The sequence below is a fragment of the Rubinisphaera italica genome (assembly GCF_007859715.1).
Taxonomy (GTDB): Bacteria; Planctomycetota; Planctomycetia; order Planctomycetales; family Planctomycetaceae; genus Rubinisphaera; species Rubinisphaera italica.
The window spans coordinates 1,149,939-1,171,163 of sequence record NZ_SJPG01000001.1 but is presented as its reverse complement, the minus strand read 5'-3'; the positions used below and the strand labels follow the sequence as shown (position 1 = coordinate 1,171,163).

The window sequence follows — 21,225 nt, the reverse complement described above, 5'->3', positions numbered from 1 at the left end:
CATCATTTGAACTTGCCGAGGAATGCTTTGACCAGTAATCCTGGAGCATCCCATTTGGATAATTTGGGGCGGATTTCCAAAACGCAATAATCGATCTGGCGGATTTTTTTGCAGATTGTCAGTCCGCCAAGAGCAAATAAGCGAATATCCAGCCGAATGCTGCGCGGGACCTGACAAGCGAGTTCTCGCCCGCTCATCAATAACTTCTCGGCTCGATCGACTTCAAAAGCAATCAGTTTCTGAAAATTCTGCGTGGAGACATTATCCCGCAACTCTTTTTCTGTCACACCAAATTGATGCAGATCTTCCTTCGGAAGATAAATCCGGTTCATTTGCAAATCTCGGGCAACATCCTGCCAGAAATTAATCAACTGCAACCCTGTGCAAACATTATCGGAAAGCTGAAGGTTTGAGGGAGTTGCAGATTCGGCCAGATGCAATAACAGCCGCCCAACAGGATTGGCACTTTGCTGGCAATAAGAAAGCAGATCGGAGTAAGTTTTGTAACGATTTTGAATTTGATCCCGTTCAAAAGCGGAGATTAAATCGTGAAATGGTTCTGCCGGTAATGAGAACTGCTGAATTGTCTCAGCCAGAGCAATTGTAATCGGATGTCTGGCTGATCCCTTCAGGCAAAGGTCCAGTTCTCCTCTCCACCATTGGAGATGTCGCAGCGATTCCTCGGTTGAGGGAAGTTCATCTCCAAGATCATCCGACCAGCGACAGAATGAATAAATATCATAAAACGGTTGGCGAAGAAGCCGGGGCAGAAAAAACGAAACGACCGGAAAGTTTTCGTAATGCCCCAATGCGATCGATTTGGTGAACTGTCGAGCATCCCCCAATGACATCGCAGAGGGTTGAACGGTCGCATCCGGTCCCCAGGTCGAAAGTAACTGACGAAAATCGTATTCCATTTCGCTAATCGCCGCCGTCCGAATTGAGAGCGTGTTCAGTCTTTAAATCGCTCAAATACCATGTAATCCGCTTTATTCTGAGCAGTCGATTTGAAATCTTCTGGAGCTCGTCCCTCTCCGGGCTGCGATGTTGCGATGTGGAGTTTCTTACCTTTTAACTTGAGAATCCCGTAGATCCAGCTAGATTTTTTCTCTGAAGAACTCGGCTTGAGGATAATACTCCAAGGATCGCTGGAGTCATCTAACTCCAGTTTGGAAGATTTGGAATGTGCAAAGTCATCCTGAATGTAGGTTAACTTCATCTTTTGATTTTCAATGACCATTACCAGTTCATAAATGTCTGTATCGAGAGGCTTACCTGACATTGTCATGGAACCCGCCTGCCATTTTCCCTGAATCTCTTTTGCACTAAACGCCAGCAGATTCTGTGAAAGCAGCGATTGAAGTAGTCCACAGACAAGTATCGATGTGATTGAAATTCTCATGAAGAGTACCTTTGAAAATCAATTTCAAATTGAGTGTACGCATTGTCTTAATTCAGGATAAGTGATGAGCCCCCCAGTGTCTCGCAGTAATTCTGAATTTTTGTGTTTTTGTTACTTCCTGTTCATTCGGGCCAAACCGCGTGCGTTTTTCTGTAAGGCATCGGATTTCAAATACTCCTGAGCTTCTGGAATTTGTTTAAGATATGCATCGAAAAAAGCGATCACCGTACTGTTAATGAGTAAAACCTGATCAGGGGCAGAAGGGCCTGCTCCCGACCAACTGCTGCCGGAAATTCCACCAAAATTGTGATAGGCGTCGTTAATCCAAAGCAGATATTTATCTCCCGGCTCCAGCCCATCGTAAGCCTGCTTCCGCCACTCCCCTTTCAAATCTGATTTCCCCGGCTGGGGGGTGCCGTCGTTGTCGCCTGTGACCATCAGCGTTGGGGGTGAAATTGTCGAATAGGACTTTGCCTGAATTGCGTTTCCGGGTCCCTGGGGGCTGATCATCACCGCTGCACGAACACGGTCATCTTTTAAGCTGATTGTTTTGATGGCTGGCAGAATCATTGTCATACCGCTGAGTAACATTGTTGTATGTGCCCCGTAAGAGTGGCCACTGACTCCAATTTTCGTCGTGTCGATCCTCTCTTTGAGTTCTGGAAAAGTCTTCTCAAGCGAATCCAGAGAATCAAGAACAGCTTTCACATCATCCGGACGGTTTTTCCACTCCAGAGTCACCTTGGCTGAACTGACAAAATCGCCAATCGATTCAAACTGCTGACGCTCCTGTGGACTCAGTTTCGAAATGGAATCACCGAAAGTAGGTTGAATAACAACATAACCATGACTGACCCAATGCGTGACCAGGGGCTGACCATTCTCTTTTGAGCCGCCCGCTCCATGACAGTGCACGATCAGAGGATAACTCCCGGTCTCTGCGGGATAAGAAATTCGCAGCGGAATGACTTTGCCGCGACTTTCATCGGGCAGGTCATAATTTTCGATCACTTTCGGTGTGAATCGTCCCGGAACATCTCCATAAAGTCCTGTTTTGCCGGGAATCAAACTCGCAGGAATATCTTCACTCTGCGGATTTTGCCGCAAGCCCTGGAGAAACTTCTGTAAATTGGCCCGCTCTTCAGAGGACAGTCGACCATCCCCATCGGTATCGAATCGATCTCGAAGCTGCTTCAATTTTTCAAAACGTTCCCCCTGTGAATACCCCGTATTTGAAAGTGTCAGTAAGGATACGATTAGCAGGAAGAGCGTTCTCCAGCAGATTCGATTTCGCATGATGATGATCTCCATTTGAGAGAATTTGTTGCTACTTTTACTTCATAAGTAACCTCAGATAAAGCGCTGAGGTTTCGCAAACCCGCCTGTCTATTCGAGAATTTCAGCAGATGACCGAATTAACGTACACCTGGAACTTCAGTTGCATCCCGCACGCATCTCGATATGTTTAAGTGTTAATCAGAATATTATTGAACCAACTTTGAAACATAATGAATGAGGGAGAATTCCCGTGCGGACTTTATTTCGAGTTTTAACAATCCTGCTTCTGACGAACCTCACTCAACTCTCAGCTGCCGAGCGCCCCAACATTCTCTTCATCTTCACCGATGATCATGCTCCCCATGCGATTGGAGCGTATGAGGGCTGGTTACAGAATGTGAATCCGACACCCAACATCGACAAGCTTGCTGAACAGGGGATGCTGTTCAGCAATAGTTTTTGCACGAATTCAATTTGTGGTCCCTCTCGGGCTGTCATTCAGACAGGATTGCACAGTCATTTGAATGGATTCCGGACCAATAGGGACCGTTTCAATGGCGATCAGCAGACGTTTCCGAAACTACTTCAGAAAGTGGGCTATCAAACGGCGATGCTCGGCAAATGGCACTTAGGGACCGATCCGCAAGGCTTCGATCACTGGAAAGTCCTTCCCGGCCAAGGCGATTACTACAACCCGGCATTTAAAACTCCTCAAGGACGCGAGGAAGTCGAAGGTTACTGTACCGATCTCGTGACCGACATGGCTTTGGACTGGTTGAAGAATCAGCGAGATTCCAGCAAACCGTTCATGATGATGTGTCAGCACAAAGCTCCGCATCGCACCTGGATGCCGCCGCTAAGATATCTGACATTGTACGATGATGTCGATATTCCCGAGCCAGCCACTTTGTTTGATCGATGGGAAGACAATGCCAGCCCGGCTCGTCATCAGGAAATGGAAATCGATGGGCACCTCAATATCGTCTTCGATTGCTTTGGCCCGCCGATCCATAACTGGGATCCCTACTCGGGAAAATCGGTCGATCGTTCGGGAGCGAAGAATCTGGAAAGAATGACTTCCGAACAGTTGCAGGCGTGGAATGCCGCGTTCGATGTCAAAAACAATGAACTGAAGAAACTGAATCTGACTGGCAAGGATCTCGTTCGCTGGAAATATCATCGCTACATCCGCAACTATTTACGATGTGTCAAAGGTGTTGATGACAGTGTCGGCCGGATGATGGATTATTTGAAAGAATCAGGACTCGATGAGAACACCATCGTAATTTACTCATCTGATCAAGGATTTTATCTCGGGGATCATGGCTGGTACGACAAACGCTGGATGTACGAAGAGTCGTTGAAAATGCCTTTCATCGCCAAATGGCCCGGCACAATCAAACCGGGGAGCGTTAATACCGATCTGATTCAAAATCTTGATTATGCCGAAACCTTCCTCGATATCGCCGGAGCTCCCATTCCGGAAAACATGCAGGGGAAATCGCTCGTCCCATTAATGAAAGGCGAGACGCCTGACGACTGGCGGGACGCGATTTATTATCACTACCACGAATTCCCCAGCGTGCACATGGTCGCCAAACATAATGGGATCAGGAACGATCGATACAAGTTGATCAACTTTTATCAGTTCGGTGAGTGGGAATTTTACGATCTGGAAACTGATCCTGATGAACTGAACAATCTTTATAACGATCCCGCCCAGAGCGAGCGAATCGCAAAAATGAAGGAACAGCTCCAAGAACTCGAGCAGCAATATCAGGACAATTCCGAGATGGCGGAAATGTCTGAAGAATGGAAAGTGAAAGTCCAGGCAGGTGAAAGAAAGCCATAGTCGTCCTCACAATCCTTTGTGAACTCATATCAGGCAAATGAGTTCCTGAATTTCAAGTTGCAATCAGGTTGTTTTCTTCAATCAATTCAAAGATATCGGTAATGAGTTGATCTCGATCAATCGGCTTGGAGGCAAAGCGGTTACACCCTGCACTCATACATCGATTAATCTCTTCCGGCAGTGCATGCGCGGTCAATGCGAGGATTGGTATTTTCAGCCCATTCTTTCGCAATTGTCTGGTTGCTTCGTAGCCATCGACGACTGGCATCTGCATATCCATTAGAATGACATCGGGTAGAGAATTTGCAGAATTCGTCAGCCAGTCAATAGCTTCCTGACCATTATTTAATGTAATGACTTCAGCTCCCCGTCCTTCCAGAATAAAGCAAATCAGCTTTCGATTGTCAGGACCATCCTCGACGAGCAATATTTTAGATTCCTCTAAGAGTGTCTGATGCTCCCTTTTTCTCTTACCCGAATCCGATTCATTGACTATCTGAGCTGTTGAAATCAAGTGATTTCGACTCCTGCGTCCTGATGTAACTTCGGCTACAATGCTTGCCGAAAATTCACTGCCGACACCTAAAGTACTCGAAACGGAAATATCTCCCCCCATCAGCCGACAAAGGTTTCTGGAAATCACTAATCCCAATCCCGTTCCTCCATGCCGTCTATTGGAACCCGAATCGACCTGACAGAAAGGTTCGAATATTCGTTCCAGATCATCTGATTCAATCCCAATTCCAGAATCTCGAACTCTGAAAATCAGCTCGACTTCCTTTTCTGCGTATCTGCCTGATTCGGTCGAAATTTGAATTGTTCCCGACTCTGTAAATTTGACGGCATTTTGAACTAGATTGACCAATACCTGCTTTAATCTGATGGGATCTGAAACAATACTCTGCGGAGTTTTCTCATCGATCTGAACTTCCAGTGTCAGGTTTTTCTCATCGACCTGATGCTGCAAAGTCTGTTGTACATCTTTGACGAGTTCGCGAGGATTAAAACTGACGTGCCTTAAACTGATCCGCTGAGCTTCAATACGGGTGACATCGAGAATGTCTCCCACAATCCAAGTGAGATGGGCGCAGTTTTTAGAGATAATATCGAGAAATTCTGTGGCACGTTTGCCCTGGACCAGTGGCCGAAGTTCATTGGAAAATCCACTGATTGCCGCAAGCGGTGTACGAATTTCATGGCTCATACGCCCCAAAAATTGAGACTTGGCTTCAGAGGCTTCTTTTGCCAGACGCAAGGCACTTCGATTACGCATCATGGCTGCAATTAATCCCCAGACTAAGCTGGCAAAAGCCAATGAAAACAGGAAACCCAGAATTCCGATTCTTGCCGCCAGTGGAGAAGACGCTTCCCAACCTTTGCGAGGAGTCCCGAGAAATTGCCAGGTTCCTCCCATAGAAATTATCGAAAGTGTCATGGGATCGCGACTCAGGATTTCAGGATCACCAAAAATGAACTCCCCCTTTTCGCCGCGACTATCTTTCCCTCGAATTGCAACTTCCAAATCATCCGGGATATCGCTCAGGAATTCTTGCAGAAGTGAATCTTTATCAATGACCACTGCTGCCATTCCGAGAAATTCTCCCTGGTCCGGCTTATTGACATCATCGGTCTTATAGATCGCAACACGATTGATAAACCCCTGCCCTCCCTGTATCAATTCAACAGGTCCTGCCAAAACTGGATGTCTTGTTTTGATTGTCTCTGATATCGCATCAATCTGTGTCGGAATTTGAGCTAAATCTACCCCCAGTACGCTTTTATTGAGTTCATATGGCCAGACATTTTTTACTGTCGTTCCTTCTGTCAGCGCAATATTCCGGATCCCCGTAGAAGTCTTTTGCATAGAAGCGGCGATTTTGGCAAACCAGCTGCGATCATTAATCAAACTGGGATTTGCTGAAGCGATGGCTTTCAGTCCCATGGTTAAAGCCATTCGCGTATTGATCGCTTGCTCGGCCTTAGCATGAATGACACTCATTTCCTGAAGAACATCCGACCGGATTTGCTGTTGGTAACGGCCATTTTCAAAAGACCCCATCAGTCGAACCGCTGAGATACTGATAAAAAAAACGAAGACGCCTCCCAGCCAGGGAGCATATTTTGAATTGGAAAGTTTTAAGGGCATGACACACTTTTCAGAGAGGTAGAGACCGGAACTCATTCCCAGCTAAATAAAATGTGTGTCAAAATTCGATATTTTGACCAATTTTCTCCTATCAAGTTCATGGATAGCAGGCATCTCCCTTAGAAGTAGGAATCTTGGGGGATTCGTCGATATTGACAATTCTGTGACCTGCAACTGTTGTAAGGAGAAAATGAACTTGGTCAGGCGTAAATGGATTGAAATTCGAAGTGAAGACTCAATTCGCTCATACTCCAACACTTCAATGGGGGATGCACTTTCATTTTCTATGAGTATCTCTTACCGTTCTCAAATTACCGATGAGGTTAACTCTGTAGTGATATTCGCTGACAGAATGCCACAATGTGAACCAATCACTGAACACATTGTCACAATTACACACAGTTTTGCATTACGCTGTAGAGGATGCTGATTTCGATGTTTCAAAAAGTTTCTGACTCCAATTTTATTCAAGGCGAACATGGTGCTCTTTCCTTCTGGTCGAGTCGCGATGTGTTTGCCAAATTGAGGAAGAAAAATGCTAACAGGGCGAAATGGTCATTTCTGGATGGGCCGATCACAGCGAACAATCCAATGGGCGTGCACCACGCATGGGGACGCACTTATAAGGATGCTTTCCAGCGTTATTTCGCGATGACGGGACATGAACTCCGCTATCAGAATGGATTTGACTGCCAGGGATTGTGGGTCGAAGTCGAGGTTGAAAAAGAGCTGGGACTCGGCACCAAGAATGCAATTCATGAATTTGGGATCGATAAATTCGTCAATCAGTGCAAGCGCCGCGTGCTAAAATTTGCGGCTCGGCAGACCGAACAGTCTCAACGTCTCGGCTACTGGATGGAATGGGACGAGCCGGCAGAACTCCGTAAACTGTCCGCAGCAGTCGGCTCCTCGGAGGAAATCGAATACACCAATGCCCGCGGCGAAAAAGTGAAAGATGTGCCGCATCAAATTGTGGCAAAACTGGGCAATCCCGACTGGGGCGGCTCTTATTTCACCTTCTCCACCGAGAATAACGAAACGATCTGGACCTTCCTCAAGAAGTGTTTCGATCGCAAAAAAATCTATCGCGGGCACGATGTCATGCCTTGGTCCGGCCGCAGCGGTTCGGCTTATTCGCAGATGGAAATTGCCGATGGACGCAAGCTGGCTGTCCATCGATCACTGTTTGTTCGCTTTCCCTTGCTCGATCGTGAAAATGAAAATCTGCTCATCTGGACGACAACTCCCTGGACATTAACCAGCAATGTCGCGGCTGCGGTCAATCCTGAACTCGATTATGTGAAAATCAAATCGAAACGGGACGGACAGATTTACTACTTTGCGAAAGAGAATCTGAACTACAAACGCCTGGAAAAAGAATCTAAAGAAGGCTTCGGACGCCCTGAATGGAGTTGGCCGAATGGCGTGCCGAAGTTAAAAACTCTCGCGCAAATCTTCAAGGAAAAAGGGGGCTTTGAAGAAATTGGCACCATTAAGGGTGCTGAGATGGTCGGCTGGAAATACCAGGGACCATTTGATGAACTGCCTGCTCAATCACAAAAAGGGGGTTATCCTTTTGATGAGCGAGTTGGGAATAAAACCGCAGTCGAATGCCACCTCGTTGTTGATGGCGGTCGCGATTCCAAAGGGTCTGCGCATGTGGTCGCTGGTGAAGGAACAGGGATCGTTCACACCGCTCCCGGCTGTGGAGATGTCGACCACAAAATCGGTTTGGAGTTGGGAATCGTCGGCATCGCTCCTCTGGGAGAAGATGGTCGTTATCAGGAAGGTTTCGGCGAATTCACAGGGCGTGAAGCCATCGATCCCGCTACGGCCGATCTTGTCATTCAAAAGCTGGAAGAAAAAGATCTGCTGTTTGCCAGCGAAAGATATCCGCACATTTATCCGCATTGCTGGCGAACTGGGGATGAACTCGTTTTTCGACTCGTCGACGAGTGGTTCATCAATATGGACTGGCGGGATGAGATTAAAGATGTCACAAGACAAATCGACTGGTTGCCGGAAAGTATTGATGGGCAGAACCGGGAAATTGAGTGGTTGACGAACATGCGGGACTGGATGATTTCCAAGAAGCGTTTCTGGGGACTGGCGCTGCCGATCTGGATCAATCCTGATGATCCGACTGATTTCGAAGTGATTGGCTCGCTGGCGGAACTCAAAGAGAAGTGTGTCGAAGGTTGGGACGGTTTTGAAGGGAATACGCCGCACCGTCCGTGGATCGATAACGTCAAAATCAAGAGTTCCACGACGGGTGCGACACTGTCTCGTATTGAAGATGTCGGTAATCCCTGGCTCGATGCGGGGATCACTCCGTTTTCGACGATGGGTTACAACACGCATCGCGACATGTGGGAAAAATGGTATCCTGCTGACCTCGTCACGGAATGTTTCCCCGGTCAGTTCCGCAACTGGTTCTATTCGATGCTATCGCTCTCAACAATGATGCGGTATGACGAGACGGATGATCCAAAAGAAAAGCAGCCTTTCAAAACATTACTCGGGCACCGCCTGGTGATGAATGAAGAAGGTCAGCCGATGCACAAGTCGGATGGGACTGCCATTTGGTTTGAAGAAGCCGCCGAGCAGATTGGCGTCGATACCCTTCGCTGGTTGTATCTGGCACAAAACCCGGCTTCCGACTTACGCTTCGGCACACGGCATCCCGATCAGCCGGTCACACTGGAAACTCCAGAAGGTCCAATTTCCGAAACGAAAGAGGGCGCGCCGACTTGCAAGGTCACCAGTGGGCCGGCCGATGAAGTTCGCCGTCAGTTTTTGATTCCGCTCTGGAATTCCTACGCATTCTTCGTGAATTACGCCAGGCTGGACGAGTTCGATCCGACTGCTCAGAAAATCCCTTATGCGGAACGTCAGGAAATCGACCGCTGGATTCTTTCTCGACTGCAATCGCTCATCGGTTTGGCTCACGAAAGTTTTCAGGCTTATGACACATCCCGTTTTGTCACTGCTGCCGGTCAGTTTATCGATGACCTGTCCAACTGGTACATCCGACGCAATCGCCGACGGTTTTGGCGCAGTAAAGATGCCAACGATGCCGACAAGACAGCCGCGTATCAGACTTTGCATGAAGTGATGGTGACGCTGAGTCAGTTGCTCGCCCCCGTGGTTCCGTTTTTAGCGGAGCGGATTTACCAGAATCTGGTTTTCGGACGCGACCTGCTGGAAACATCATCATCAGAAGCAGAATCTTCCGACTGGCCGGAGTCGGTGCACTTGTGCGAATACCCAACTGTCAATGAGGACTTGTTGGACGAAGACTTGAATGCTCGTACCGCACTGGCCCAGGCTGTGGTAAGACTGGGGCATCAGGTGCGAGATCAATCGAATTTACGCGTCCGGCAACCATTGGCTGAGATTCGTGTCGCCTGCAGTGTCGCCTGCAGTACTGCGGCTCAGCGAGATGCGATTGAGCAGTTGGCCTCAGTGATTCAGGATGAATTGAACGTTAAAACGATAACGACGGTCGATAATCTCGATGGCATCGTGCAGTACGCTTACAAACCGAATTTGAAAACACTCGGCCCGAAATACGGCAAGTTGCTCGGCATGTTACGGAAAGATCTGCCGAATCTGGCTCCGGAAATTCTCGCTCCTTTGCGATCTGGCTCCAATGTCAGCATCGAAATGGGCGGCGAAACGATTGAGCTGGAACCAAATGATGTACTCGTCAGTACGGAACAGTCGAGCGAATGGGGGACGGCTGACGATGCAGGAGTTCAGGTCGCCATTTCGACGAAACTTTCGCCGAAATTAATTGAGGAAGGCATGGCTCGCGATTTTGTTCGTCATGTCCAACAGTTGCGTAAAGATGCAGATCTGGAAATTGAAAATCGAATTCATATAAAATATCGCTCAGATGCCTCCGAAATCAAACAGATGCTGAACGTCTGGTCGGATTACATTTCAACCGAAACTCTCGCAGATTCGATTGAGTCCGTACAGGAAATGGCCGATGGCAAAAGTGTCTCGGTTGGGGAATTTGCAACAGTTTTGTCGATTGGCATTGCTGAGTGACTGGCATTTGTGCAATTCTGAAGTGAATTCTGCGATTCCCTACAAAAGGCTGCGGGCTGATGATTGACAGTTTGGCCTGAGCCGGATAATTTTAATGCAGACGAAGGTCCATCCTTTAAAATGTTCCTTCAATGTCTGTTGATAATGTATTGATGAGTCTGGATTTTTCGCAAATTATTGTGATAATTCAGTCGAATTCGTAAATTAATATCCACTGCCCTCCCTTCCTTTTGGTCGGGAATCAGGTTGTTGGACCGTTTTTTTAGCGTTATGGGAGTTGGTGATGCGGAGCATATTGAGATGAGAACCGATCGAGGTACAAGATGATCGGGTTGAGAAGTCTCAAGATGCAGCATTCCAATGCATTCCTTTACGTTGAGCAAGTCAGCAGAAAGGCAACTCTTATGTGAGCGCCTAATGAGGGATTATCCCCATTCAGTCATCGCATAGGGTTCCTTTTGAACTGCAGATGACCAAAGACGGTTTTTCAAAGTGGGTCTTGACCCACTTTTTTTTATTGACGGGCGAAAATCGTCCATTTGATTGACATAATCCCGTAATTGACTGGAATCAGTCGTAAACGGTTCCGAGTAACCGTCGGAATGACGAAAGCACATTACGTGCATTCGTTCGGAAGGAGAACTATGAACGCCAGCGAAGTCCTTAGAATCGTCGATGCCATCCACCGTGACAAAGGCATCGACAAGGAAATCGTTTTTGAAGGAATCGAACAGGCGATCCTGACGGCGCTGCGTAAATATTACGGTGACGAAGATGAATTGACGGTGACCGTTGTCCGAACCACTGGTGAGCCAGAGGTTATCCATAATGGTGAAACTCTCGATCCCGATATTCTCGGACGTATTGCTGCACAAACTGCCAAGCAGGTCATGATTCAAAAGATTCGCGAAGCCGAACGCGATTCGATGTATGACGAATTTATCGAATTAAAAAGTCAACTTGTAACAGGGACAATTACACGCCTTGAATATGGCGTAGCTACTGTTAATATTGGAAAATCGGAAGCGATACTGCCTCGAAGCGAACAAATCCCCGGCGAAAGTCATCGGGTGAATGAACGAATCCGAGCAGTCATCATGGATGTGAAAAAAGCTGGCAGTCGTCTTAAAATCGTACTGTCTCGTGTCCATCCGGATTTTGTCCGTCGATTATTTGAAATCGAAATTCCAGAAGTCGCAGAGAATGTGATTGAAGTTCGCTCCCTGGCTCGCGAAGCCGGCTATCGAACCAAAGTTGCGGTTTCCTGTTACGACACAAGTGTCGATGCTGTCGGAGCTTGCGTTGGTGTTCGCGGTGCTCGAATTCGCAGTATTGTCGATGAACTCAGCGGTGAACGCATCGATATTGTTCGCTGGAACGATTCCCTACAAATTTTGATCCCGAACGCACTGCAGCCAGCAGAGGTTGAAGACGTGATTCTCTGCCCGATGCTTGGCCGCGTGATCGTTCTCGTTCGCGATGATCAGTTATCGCTTGCGATCGGGAAGAAGGGTCAGAATGTTCGGCTCGCCTCTAAGCTTGTCGGCTGGGATATCGAAGTGATGACCCGCGACGAACTGGACGAACAACTCGAACGTTCTGTCACCGCGTTCTGCGAAGTGCCACACATTCAAGAGGAACTGGCTGAGTCATTGGTCTCTCAAGGATTCTTCAGTTTTGATGACCTGTCAGTCATTGAGCCAGAGCACCTGAAAGAATTGAGTGGCTTCGGAGATGAAGAGTGCGAAGCGATTGTCGATTATGCCGATGTCGAAAGTTTGCGACTGGAAGAGGAAGAGAAGATTGCCAAGGCAGCCGCACGTGCCACAAAACAATATCAAGATCATACGGGCACTAAAACGACTGCAGTCACAGAACCAAGCGTTAAAACCATGACTGCCGAACCCGAAGCTGATTTAAAAGCGGAAGATGTTCAAGCAGAAGCTGAATCCGTCGCAGAAGAAGCCGCCGCAGAAACTGATACAGTAGACACGGAGCAGGCTGAAGTCGATGGACAGCCTGCAGACGAACCGGAATCGGTAGAAGAAGCAGGGATCGAGGAAGAGTCACCAGCTGTCACTGAAGAAACAAAAGGTCAATCAGACGAAAATACATAATCCCGGAAGTTTCTGAATAAGAAATTTTCGGGCAGACAAATCCTGAGCGTCAGGATGAGACAAAGCAGGGCTAAGATTCTGAAGTGGATTGAATGACCTGGATTCAGAATCTCAATAGGTTTATCAGAGGGGTTGCGTTTTGAAGATACGGATTTTCGCTTTAGCGAAAGAGCTCGACTACGATAGTAAAGAGCTTATCAATCACTGCAACGACGCTGGAATTCCAGTGAAAAGTTCTGCGTTGGCGAGCATTTCTCCCGACGAACGGGATCGTCTTCTGGAATATCTTGATTCACTCAAGGCCAGCAATACTCCTGCGAGTCAGCAAGCCCCCGATTCGACACCTTCTGCGCCTGAGTTCGATCCTGACAAGACGATCGGAAAAGTCCGGACCATTCGAAAAATGACGCCACGTGCGACTCCCGACCCGCGCGTCGAACAACGTCAGGATGCTCCCGCTTCTAAACCTGTTCGCGAAGAAACAATTGCAGAAACTCAAACGCCATCCCCTGAAGACGTCGAAGAGGTTGATGAACCCGAGGTCAAACAGGAGCCGGTTGAGACCTTAACGTCGGACGTCGAAACCGTCGCTGTTGACGATGCTGTTGACGATGACGAGATTCCTGCTGAGACAGAACCTGAAGAACCGGTTATAGCCGAGTCAGGTGAAGAGAATCTGGAAGTAGAAAACTCCGATCAATATATTCCTCCGATTGGAAATATGGGATCACGGATTCGCGACATGAAGCCCCGGGCCAGCATTCCCGATGCGGCTCCTCGAAAAGCGAAGCCTAAGCAAAAGCCGAAACCTTCGCTTCCAAACCTGGCCATACCTCCCAAATTTAAAGCAGAAGCCCCCGTCAAGAAAAAAGACGAAGCTCCTGCTCAAAAGCCCGATGTTAAGTTGACGGCTGAAATCCTGGATGGTCAAAGCCCGCTGGCTGCTCATATCCGCAAGCACGATGAGCGGGATCGAAATCGAAAATCTGCCGATACTGAAGCGGATCGCCCTTCACGCCGAGGCCGATTGAGCGGTTTATCGGAACAGCGGGAGGAACGTCGTCAGCAACGAAAGCGGACGCAGTCTCCATCGGATTACGATCGGGATGATCGCGGTAATCGACGTCGAAATCGTCAACGACGATCCAAAAATATTGAATATAAATCTCAGGCTATTGTTGAGCAGCCGATTACTGTTAGAAGTCTTTCTGAGGCGATGGGACGACCAGCCAAAGACTTAATGACGATCCTGTTCAAGCAGGGCAAAATGGCCAAAATCAACGATGCCCTCGATGACGATCTGGCAACGGAATTGGCCATCGAACTGGGAGTTGACCTGGAAATTAAGCGTCCAGTCAATCTAGAAGATGCACTGACTGAACGACTTGAGGTGGAACTGCATAAGGATAATATCGAACTGATTCCTCGCGCTCCAATTGTGACAATTCTTGGACATGTCGATCACGGGAAAACAACACTGGTCGATACATTGCGGTCTTCGAATGTCGTCGGCGGAGAAGCAGGCGGAATTACGCAACACATCGCGGCTTATCAAGTTGAAAAGAACGGAAATAAAATCACATTCGTCGATACGCCTGGTCACGCTGCCTTCGGGGAAATGCGTAGCCGGGGTGCGAATGTGACTGATATGATCATTCTGGTGGTTGCAGCCAACGATGGTGTGAAACCGCAAACGGTCGAGTGTATCAGCCACGCCAAAGCGGCTGGTGTACCGATGATTGTTGCTCTGAACAAAATCGATTTACCCGATATTAACGAACAAAAAGTTCTCCAGGAACTGGCCTCTCACAACGTCCTCGTTTCCGAATGGGGCGGCGATATCGAACTGGTGAGAACATCGGGATTGAACAACATTGGTATCGATGATCTGCTCGAAACGATTTTGCTGACCGCAGAACTGCAGGAATTCAAAGCAGCCAAGAATGTCAAACCATATGGCGTCTGCCTGGAAGCGTTCCGCGATGAAGGGCGTGGCCCGATTGCATGGATGATTGTCCAGCAGGGAACGCTTCATGTTGGAGATATTGTCGTCTGCGGGAATGCATACGGACGTATCCGGGCCATGTTCAATGAACATGATATGGAATTGACTGAAGCCCCTCCTTCAACACCTGTTAAGGTTGCCGGGTTGGACATTGTGCCAAATGCCGGCAGTCACTTCTTTGTGATGTCTGATGTTGAAGAAGCTCGTTCGGTTGCTGAAGAGCGTATTCATCAGGGACGCACAGAAAATCTGGCCAACCGTGGTGGCCCCAAAACACTCGAACAGATTTTGGGAGGCACAGGCCCGAAAGATCTGCCTGTCATCCTCAAGGCCGACTCTCCGGGTTCAATCGAAGCTTTGCGTGGTGAAATCGAGAAGTTCGATCATCCCGAAGTTCGTGTTGAAGTTCTGCATACAGGCATCGGTGGAGTCAACGAGAGCGATGTTTCGCTGGCTGCAGCCTCAGGAGCAATTATCGTTGCCTTCCATGTGATTGCCGAGGAGCGCGCAGAGTTGCTCGCCCAGAATGAGGGTGTCAACATTCGCCGCTACAGAATCATCTATGAAGTGACTGAGGATATTAAACGGGCACTGGAAGGCTTACTTGCACCTGAAGCCTTTGAAGTGACAACAGGCCGCGCCATCGTACTGCAGACCTTCAGTATTTCACGTATGGGAACGATTGCAGGGTGCCGAATTCTGAACGGGACAATCAGCCGTAACGATCGCGTGCATGTGATTCGGGATCAAACCATCATCAACAACTATGCCATCAATTCCCTGAAACGGGAAAAAGAAGATGCGAAGACTGTACGTGAGGGGATGGAATGCGGTATTCGACTGGAAGGATTTAACGACATCAAAGAAGGCGATTTGCTTGAGGCTTACCGAATTGATGAGAAACAGCGAACTCTCGATGATTAACCAATCGAGCAGGGAAATCGAAAGTTGTTCAAGCAGTGCTGAAGCGTCTGGCATGCTGACCCTTTGGTTCCCAACGAACTCGTCAGCGGAATGCTATCATTATCACTACTATCCCCATCGCCCTTTGAAGGAGTCTGCCCTGCATGTCAACACGACGAACAGCTAAAGCCTCTCGAGCTGTGCGCGAGGTCCTCAGCTCCGCAATTCTGTTCGAATTGAACGATCCCCGCATCAAGAATGTGACAGTCCTGAGCGTCGATGTCGCACAGGATATGAGATCTGCCAAAGTCTATGTGAGTGTGCTGGGCGATAAAAAAACCCAAACCCGCTGCATTCATGGACTGGAATCTGCTCGTGGTTTTTTGCAGAAGAAAGTTGCCGATCGAATCGACACACGCTACACCCCCATCTTAAACTTTGTCCTTGATGATGGTGTGAAAAAGAGTATCGAAGCTTCTCGCATTCTTGAGGAATTGGCTCGAGAACGGGGAGAACTTGAGGGCAACGAAGAAGTTGAAGATGAATTCCATGAACCCGATGAATCTACTGAAGATCTATCTGATTTGGATGACTCCGAGCTAACAAATTAAATAGTCAACGATAACTCCGGTTTTTACTCACACTCCCAAGAGAGATCACTCACAGAGTCTGGTGGATTAGCAAAGATGTCAACAACACGGATCAAAGCTTCCGACCGCACGAAGGTTTGTCAGCAAATCGTTACAGAATTGAAAAAGAAGTACGGCTCGCGCGTTCCAAAATCGGACCGCACTGTGCTCGATTCCCTGCTGTTTGCGATCTGTCTGGAAGGGGCTCCTCACAACGATGCCGAAGCGGCTTTGGTGAATTTCCAGGAGTCATTTTTCGATTATAACGAAGCTCGCGTGAGTTCGATTACCGAACTGCAAAAAGCATTCGTCGAACTTTCCGAACCGGAATGGCGTGCCATGCGGGTGCGTGAATCTCTTCAGATTATTTTTGAAGGCCGATATAGCTACGATATCGAGGATTTCAGAAAGAAAAATCTGGATGCGGCAGAGAAGTATCTCAATAACATCAAATCTCTCACACCATTTGTCATCGATTACACGATGATGTCGACTTTGGGAAGCCACATCGTTCCCGTAAATGATTCAATTCTGAAGTGCAGCATTGTCCTGGGGCTGTTACCTGCAGAGACCGATATGGCTTCCGCGGGCGATCAACTCAAAGCCGCAGTCCGAAAAGCAGATTCCCCTCTGTTTTTTCATCTGATCAATGAACTGGCTAACGATCCTGAATACACCACATTGACCGCCGAACTCGATCCCCCTGAACAGGAGGATCAGATGGCCGTTCTAAAACATTCTGTTTCAAGACTGAAAGAACTGCTGACAGGCAAATTAAAACCCTCTCCCAAATTAGCTAAAAAATCAGCGTCCTCTTCAAAAGCAGACGCGAGTGCTGCAAAGGCTCCGAAAAAGAAGACTACGAAAAAGTCAACGAAGACTTCTACAAAGAAGAAAACGGCAAGTCGCTCAAGCAAGAAAACCGCTAAGAAGTCGACGAAGAAAAAATAACTCTGCTGTCGCTTTCTAAAAAGTACAGCTCTGGTTTATTCGACTAAATTGCAGCCTGAGTAGAATTCCGCTAGCCTCATATCAATAAGATTACATGCGGCTTGTGTAGCATTGGGTTCTCATGTCGCTTCTTCAGGCATAATTTTTAAGCATTTCATAAACTAATGATCCGCAATCTGCCAGTTCAGACAGAATGTTTGAGGGCATAAAGCGTTCATTAGATGGCAGATTATTGCAATTCGAAATGCACGAAATTCAATCTTCCGAAAAGTGAGGCTGACTCGCATGCGATATTACCTTGGTTGTTCAAAGCACTGGCTCACTTCAATTGTGGGTCTGATCATTCTGTTGAATGCATTGCCACTCTTCTCAGATGAGGGAGTCAGCGTCACTCGTATCACCGCTGAGAATTGGAAAACTCTTGTTCCTGGAGGCAAAGAGATCGATGCGATTTACGGCGATCTCATTTTAAAGAATCGTCACGTGACGGCTGTCATCGCCCAACCACTCGCAACACGAAATGCGAACATGACGGTACGCGAAGTCGCAGGTTGCTTGATCGATTACACAACGACGCAATCTCCCAATGACCAACTCAGTGCTTACTACCCCGGAAGCCGGGTCTATCCGTTTCGAAGTTGGACCATTATCAATTCCGATCAGGAAGCTGTTGAACTGGATAATCAGTCTACTTACAGTGACGAAGACGCAATCGAAATCCAGGTTACTGCAGACTCAGCCGAGAATCGAGCTGAGCTTGTTGTCTGTTACCGCTTGGAGGCGGATTCACAATTTCTGCAAGTTCAACACATCTTTAGTAATCCCGGCAAAGCTGATGTCGAAGTATCCTTGAGCGATGATCTGCGATTCGACTCGGGCAAAGAAGATGCTCATAAGAGTGAGAACGGTCGATCAGAACTCCTGCATTTAGACGATCGCTACTGGGGACAGGCGTACGGCATTGCTTCACCGGGACGCATGGTCACATCGAGAAGCGACAGCCGACTCACAGTCGCTCGATACGGTCGAGGGAGTCGTCAGGCAGATATAATTCTAAAGTCCGGCGAACAATTCCGCTTCGATGTCAACCTGTATGTCGCAGATAACCTCTGTACGGTTGAGGCAATTCATGCACAGTTGAATTCTGATCGTGTCGCGATTCCCTGCACACTCACAGTGATCGCTAATGGCAGCCGACTTCCGAACGCCCGGTTGGAATTAACTCGCGACAATCAATATGCCGGCACTCTGTGGACAGATGGCAGTGGTCGCGTCGATCAGAAACTGTTTCCCGGTGAGTATCGGCTGGATGTTTCGTTCTGTGGGATCCCCGTGGGAGACTCCTTCACTGCCAGTGTGAGTGAATCGAATAGCCTGTTTGATCTGGATGTTCCCCTCAAAACAGGAACCTTAGAAATCCAAATTGACGATGCAGCAAACGCTCCTCTTCCGTGTAAAGTGGAATTGATTCGTAAGGGAGAAAAAACTTCACTTGACCTCGGACCAGAAACCGCAACGACCCGTGTTAAGAATTTGCTTTACCTGGTAAATGGTCGCGACCGAATTCTTTTGCCTGCTGGCGCGTACGAAGCGATCATCAGTCACGGACCAGAATTCGATGCGTTGTTTCAAGAGGTTACTGTCGAACCTCAAAAGTTGGTCCGTTTAACTGGGGTGCTCAAGCAGACGGTTCATACGCCAGGTTGGGTCAGCACGGAATATCATAGTCACAGCTCCCCTTCCGGCGATAACACTGGTCATCAGCTAGGCCGAGTTTTGAATCTGGTTTGTGAGCAACTCGAATTCGCGCCCTGTACAGAACACAATAGAATCGATACTTATGAACCTCATCTGCAATCTCTAAACATTGCAGATCGTCTGGCGACTTGTACTGGTATGGAATTGACGGGAAGTCCACTCCCGTTGAATCATCAAAATGTCTTCCCGCTCATTCATAAACCGGGACAGCAGGATGGTGGCGGACCAGTGACCGATGTCAGTCCTGAAACACAGATTCAACGTGTCGCTTTGTGGGACAATCGCAGTGAAAAACTAGTCCAGCAGAATCATCCAGATATCGGTTGGTTATTCTACGACAAAAATGGAGATGGTGAACAGGATGAAGGTTTTTCGGAATCGTTTCCCTTCATCCATGCCATGGAAATCCATCCGCTGGCCAGCGTTCTGAAATTTGGAAAGGAAACCAACTCGGAATCTCATGTCACGAAAAACCGTATTTTCAACTGGCTTCAGTTATTAAATCAGGGAATTCGCATCACCGGTGTGGTCAACACCGATGCTCACTACAATTATCACGGCTCGGGTGGGCTGCGGAACTGGGTGAAGTCTTCGACCGATGATCCCAACCTGATTGAGACCATGGAGATGGTGCGTGAAACGAAAGCCGGCCATGTCATTATGTCGAATGGCCCCTATTTATCGGTTTCGGCTCGAACAAATTCATCTGACCAGCAATTTCTGCCAGGTGATGACATGACCTGCCCAGAAGGAAAAGTACAACTCGACATTCAAGTTCAATGTCCGAACTGGTTTGATATTGATCGTGTCTTTGTCCTGGTTAATGGTGAGCACGTTTCCGAATTAGATTTCAATCGAACTGATCAGCCACAGATGTTCCAGGACGGTGTGATCAAATTCGATAATCGAGTGATTCATCAACTCGAGACCGACGCACATCTGATTGTGGTTGCTGCAGGTGAAAAATCAAAACTCGGTCCAGTGCAGGGACCAGGTTGGGGAAGTCAGCAACCGATCGCGATCAGCAATCCTATTTTTGTCGATGTCGACAGCGATGGATTTCAAGCCAACGGAAACCTATTGGATGATGGCCTGCCAGTCAAAGGTGACTGATCACGGCAATTTATCTACCAGAATTTCCACCAGCTACGAGAAGTTTCCGTATCCGTTGGTCCTGAATGAGTTGGCATCGGCAGTGGAGCAGCAGATCGTCTTTGTCTTCCAGAGGTAATCACTTTACGCTCGGGCATCAAGACCGCGCTCAAATCCCCTTCTCGACCGCCGGTGGTATCGCATAGAATTTTCTGTGGAGCAAAAATCACATCCCGAAACCAGACATGACCTGAGATAACCGTCTGGCGGCAATCCTCAGGGACTGGATCTTCTGCAAATTTTTTATCGCACAGCCATTGCGGCCGATTCAGAGAAAAATCCTTCTGCCTCAATATTCTTAATTGCATTTCGGTCGGCGAATTCGGATCGAGGCCAGCATGGACGATCAGATAATCAGGATGTTCGATGACCCAGGGCAGATTGGCCAGAAAATCCTGATGGGACTGAGGGACTGCCGCTTTCAATTCTTTTAATTCTCCGAATGGTACTCCATATGAGGCGAATGTCGTCTGGGCATCGTAATGATCCAGCCAGCGTTCGGCCCAATTGGAGTATTCGGGGGTGTCGATCAATCCGAGTGAGGCACACATGGCAAAATCATGATTGCCTGCGACTGCAGTCGTTTTCGGGTGGTAATCGATAAACTCCAGAACCATGTCCAGAGTCTCTCGCGTTTCCGGGCCTCGATCCACAAAATCGCCGACAAAGACCACCCAGCGATTATCAAAATCGGGAGCATCCTGAATCCGATCCAACACGATCCCCAGTTTCTCGACCTGCCCGTGCAGGTCTCCAATAACCGCAATCGATCCTTCGATTTCCGTTAACAACTGCATAAGTATTCACGTTCTGAATATGATGACATGATTTTAAATCGAGCAATGATTTCCCTGTTTCTATTCTCGCATTTCATGCCTGAAACGACAAGCCGAATGAAAACATGGAGAAATTCCTATTCATGGGAATACGATGAAATGCTGATATCTGTTCTGAAACCGATTGGCCTATTTGATCG

The 21,225-nt window shown here is 47.9% G+C and carries 12 protein-coding genes; 7 read left to right on the top strand and 5 right to left on the bottom strand.

Translation table 11 applies throughout. From position 1 onward, the window contains the following. Nucleotides 1-2: 2 nt before the first annotated feature. From hpnC to Pan54_RS04490, 3 genes are all read right to left on the bottom strand, one after another. Nucleotides 3-917 (bottom strand): squalene synthase HpnC, encoded by a 915-nt coding sequence (gene hpnC, locus Pan54_RS04500; protein WP_146502375.1) that lies wholly within the window; start codon nt 915-917, stop codon nt 3-5. A gap of 35 nt (nt 918-952) precedes the next feature. Continuing rightward, nucleotides 953-1,402: a TIGR03067 domain-containing protein gene (locus Pan54_RS04495; RefSeq protein ID WP_146502374.1), complete on the bottom strand. Its 450-nt coding sequence runs from the start codon at nt 1,400-1,402 to the stop codon at nt 953-955. A gap of 111 nt (nt 1,403-1,513) precedes the next feature. Then, nucleotides 1,514-2,698: a poly(ethylene terephthalate) hydrolase family protein gene (locus Pan54_RS04490; protein ID WP_165441580.1), complete on the bottom strand. Its 1,185-nt coding sequence runs from the start codon at nt 2,696-2,698 to the stop codon at nt 1,514-1,516. 232 nt (nt 2,699-2,930) lie between these two features. Between Pan54_RS04490 and Pan54_RS04485 the strand changes: the two genes are divergently transcribed. Beyond that, entirely contained in the window at nt 2,931-4,532 is a 1,602-nt protein-coding gene (locus tag Pan54_RS04485) for a sulfatase family protein (RefSeq protein WP_146502372.1), read from the top strand. 52 nt (nt 4,533-4,584) lie between these two features. Here Pan54_RS04485 and Pan54_RS04480 read toward each other — a convergent pair whose 3' ends face one another. After that, complete coding sequence (locus Pan54_RS04480) at nt 4,585-6,678, bottom strand: ATP-binding protein (protein WP_165441579.1); 2,094 nt, start codon at nt 6,676-6,678, stop codon at nt 4,585-4,587. Nucleotides 6,679-7,113: 435 nt separating this feature from the next. Between Pan54_RS04480 and Pan54_RS04475 the strand changes: the two genes are divergently transcribed. From Pan54_RS04475 to Pan54_RS04450, 6 genes are all read left to right on the top strand, one after another. Continuing rightward, a complete protein-coding gene (locus tag Pan54_RS04475) occupies nt 7,114-10,734 on the top strand; it encodes a class I tRNA ligase family protein (protein ID WP_146502370.1) in 3,621 nt (1,206 codons plus the stop codon). A 644-nt stretch (nt 10,735-11,378) separates the two neighbouring features. Beyond that, on the top strand, nt 11,379-12,851 hold the full coding sequence (gene nusA, locus Pan54_RS04470) for a transcription termination factor NusA (protein WP_146502369.1): 1,473 nt from the start codon (nt 11,379-11,381) through the stop codon (nt 12,849-12,851). 139 nt (nt 12,852-12,990) lie between these two features. Continuing rightward, nucleotides 12,991-15,780, top strand: a complete 2,790-nt coding sequence (gene infB / locus Pan54_RS04465) for a translation initiation factor IF-2 (RefSeq protein ID WP_146502368.1) — start codon at nt 12,991-12,993, stop codon at nt 15,778-15,780. A gap of 143 nt (nt 15,781-15,923) precedes the next feature. Beyond that, nucleotides 15,924-16,370 (top strand): 30S ribosome-binding factor RbfA, encoded by a 447-nt coding sequence (gene rbfA / locus Pan54_RS04460; RefSeq protein WP_146502367.1) that lies wholly within the window; start codon nt 15,924-15,926, stop codon nt 16,368-16,370. A gap of 75 nt (nt 16,371-16,445) precedes the next feature. Then, nucleotides 16,446-17,339, top strand: coding sequence for a hypothetical protein (locus Pan54_RS04455; protein ID WP_146502366.1), 894 nt, complete (start codon nt 16,446-16,448; stop codon nt 17,337-17,339). Nucleotides 17,340-17,624: 285 nt separating this feature from the next. Then, a complete protein-coding gene (locus tag Pan54_RS04450; RefSeq protein WP_146502365.1) occupies nt 17,625-20,210 on the top strand; it encodes a CehA/McbA family metallohydrolase in 2,586 nt (861 codons plus the stop codon). Between the two features lie 14 nt (nt 20,211-20,224). On the opposite strand, the gene Pan54_RS04445 is transcribed toward Pan54_RS04450, so the two are convergent. Continuing rightward, nucleotides 20,225-21,046, bottom strand: a complete 822-nt coding sequence (locus Pan54_RS04445) for a metallophosphoesterase (protein ID WP_146502364.1) — start codon at nt 21,044-21,046, stop codon at nt 20,225-20,227. Between the last annotated feature and the right edge of the window lie 179 nt (nt 21,047-21,225).

What these genes read in the sequence shown, in the direction of transcription:
- hpnC (WP_146502375.1), bottom strand. Translation starts at nt 917, where the DNA reads ATGGAATACGATTTTCGTCAGTTACTTTCGACCTGGGGACCGGATGCG.
- Pan54_RS04495 (WP_146502374.1), bottom strand. Translation starts at nt 1,402, where the DNA reads ATGAGAATTTCAATCACATCGATACTTGTCTGTGGACTACTTCAATCG.
- Pan54_RS04490 (WP_165441580.1), bottom strand. Translation starts at nt 2,698, where the DNA reads ATGCGAAATCGAATCTGCTGGAGAACGCTCTTCCTGCTAATCGTATCC.
- Pan54_RS04480 (WP_165441579.1), bottom strand. Translation starts at nt 6,678, where the DNA reads ATGCCCTTAAAACTTTCCAATTCAAAATATGCTCCCTGGCTGGGAGGC.
- Pan54_RS04475 (WP_146502370.1), top strand. Translation starts at nt 7,114, where the DNA reads ATGTTTCAAAAAGTTTCTGACTCCAATTTTATTCAAGGCGAACATGGT.
- nusA (WP_146502369.1), top strand. Translation starts at nt 11,379, where the DNA reads ATGAACGCCAGCGAAGTCCTTAGAATCGTCGATGCCATCCACCGTGAC.
- rbfA (WP_146502367.1), top strand. Translation starts at nt 15,924, where the DNA reads ATGTCAACACGACGAACAGCTAAAGCCTCTCGAGCTGTGCGCGAGGTC.
- Pan54_RS04455 (WP_146502366.1), top strand. Translation starts at nt 16,446, where the DNA reads ATGTCAACAACACGGATCAAAGCTTCCGACCGCACGAAGGTTTGTCAG.
- Pan54_RS04450 (WP_146502365.1), top strand. Translation starts at nt 17,625, where the DNA reads ATGCGATATTACCTTGGTTGTTCAAAGCACTGGCTCACTTCAATTGTG.
- Pan54_RS04445 (WP_146502364.1), bottom strand. Translation starts at nt 21,046, where the DNA reads ATGCAGTTGTTAACGGAAATCGAAGGATCGATTGCGGTTATTGGAGAC.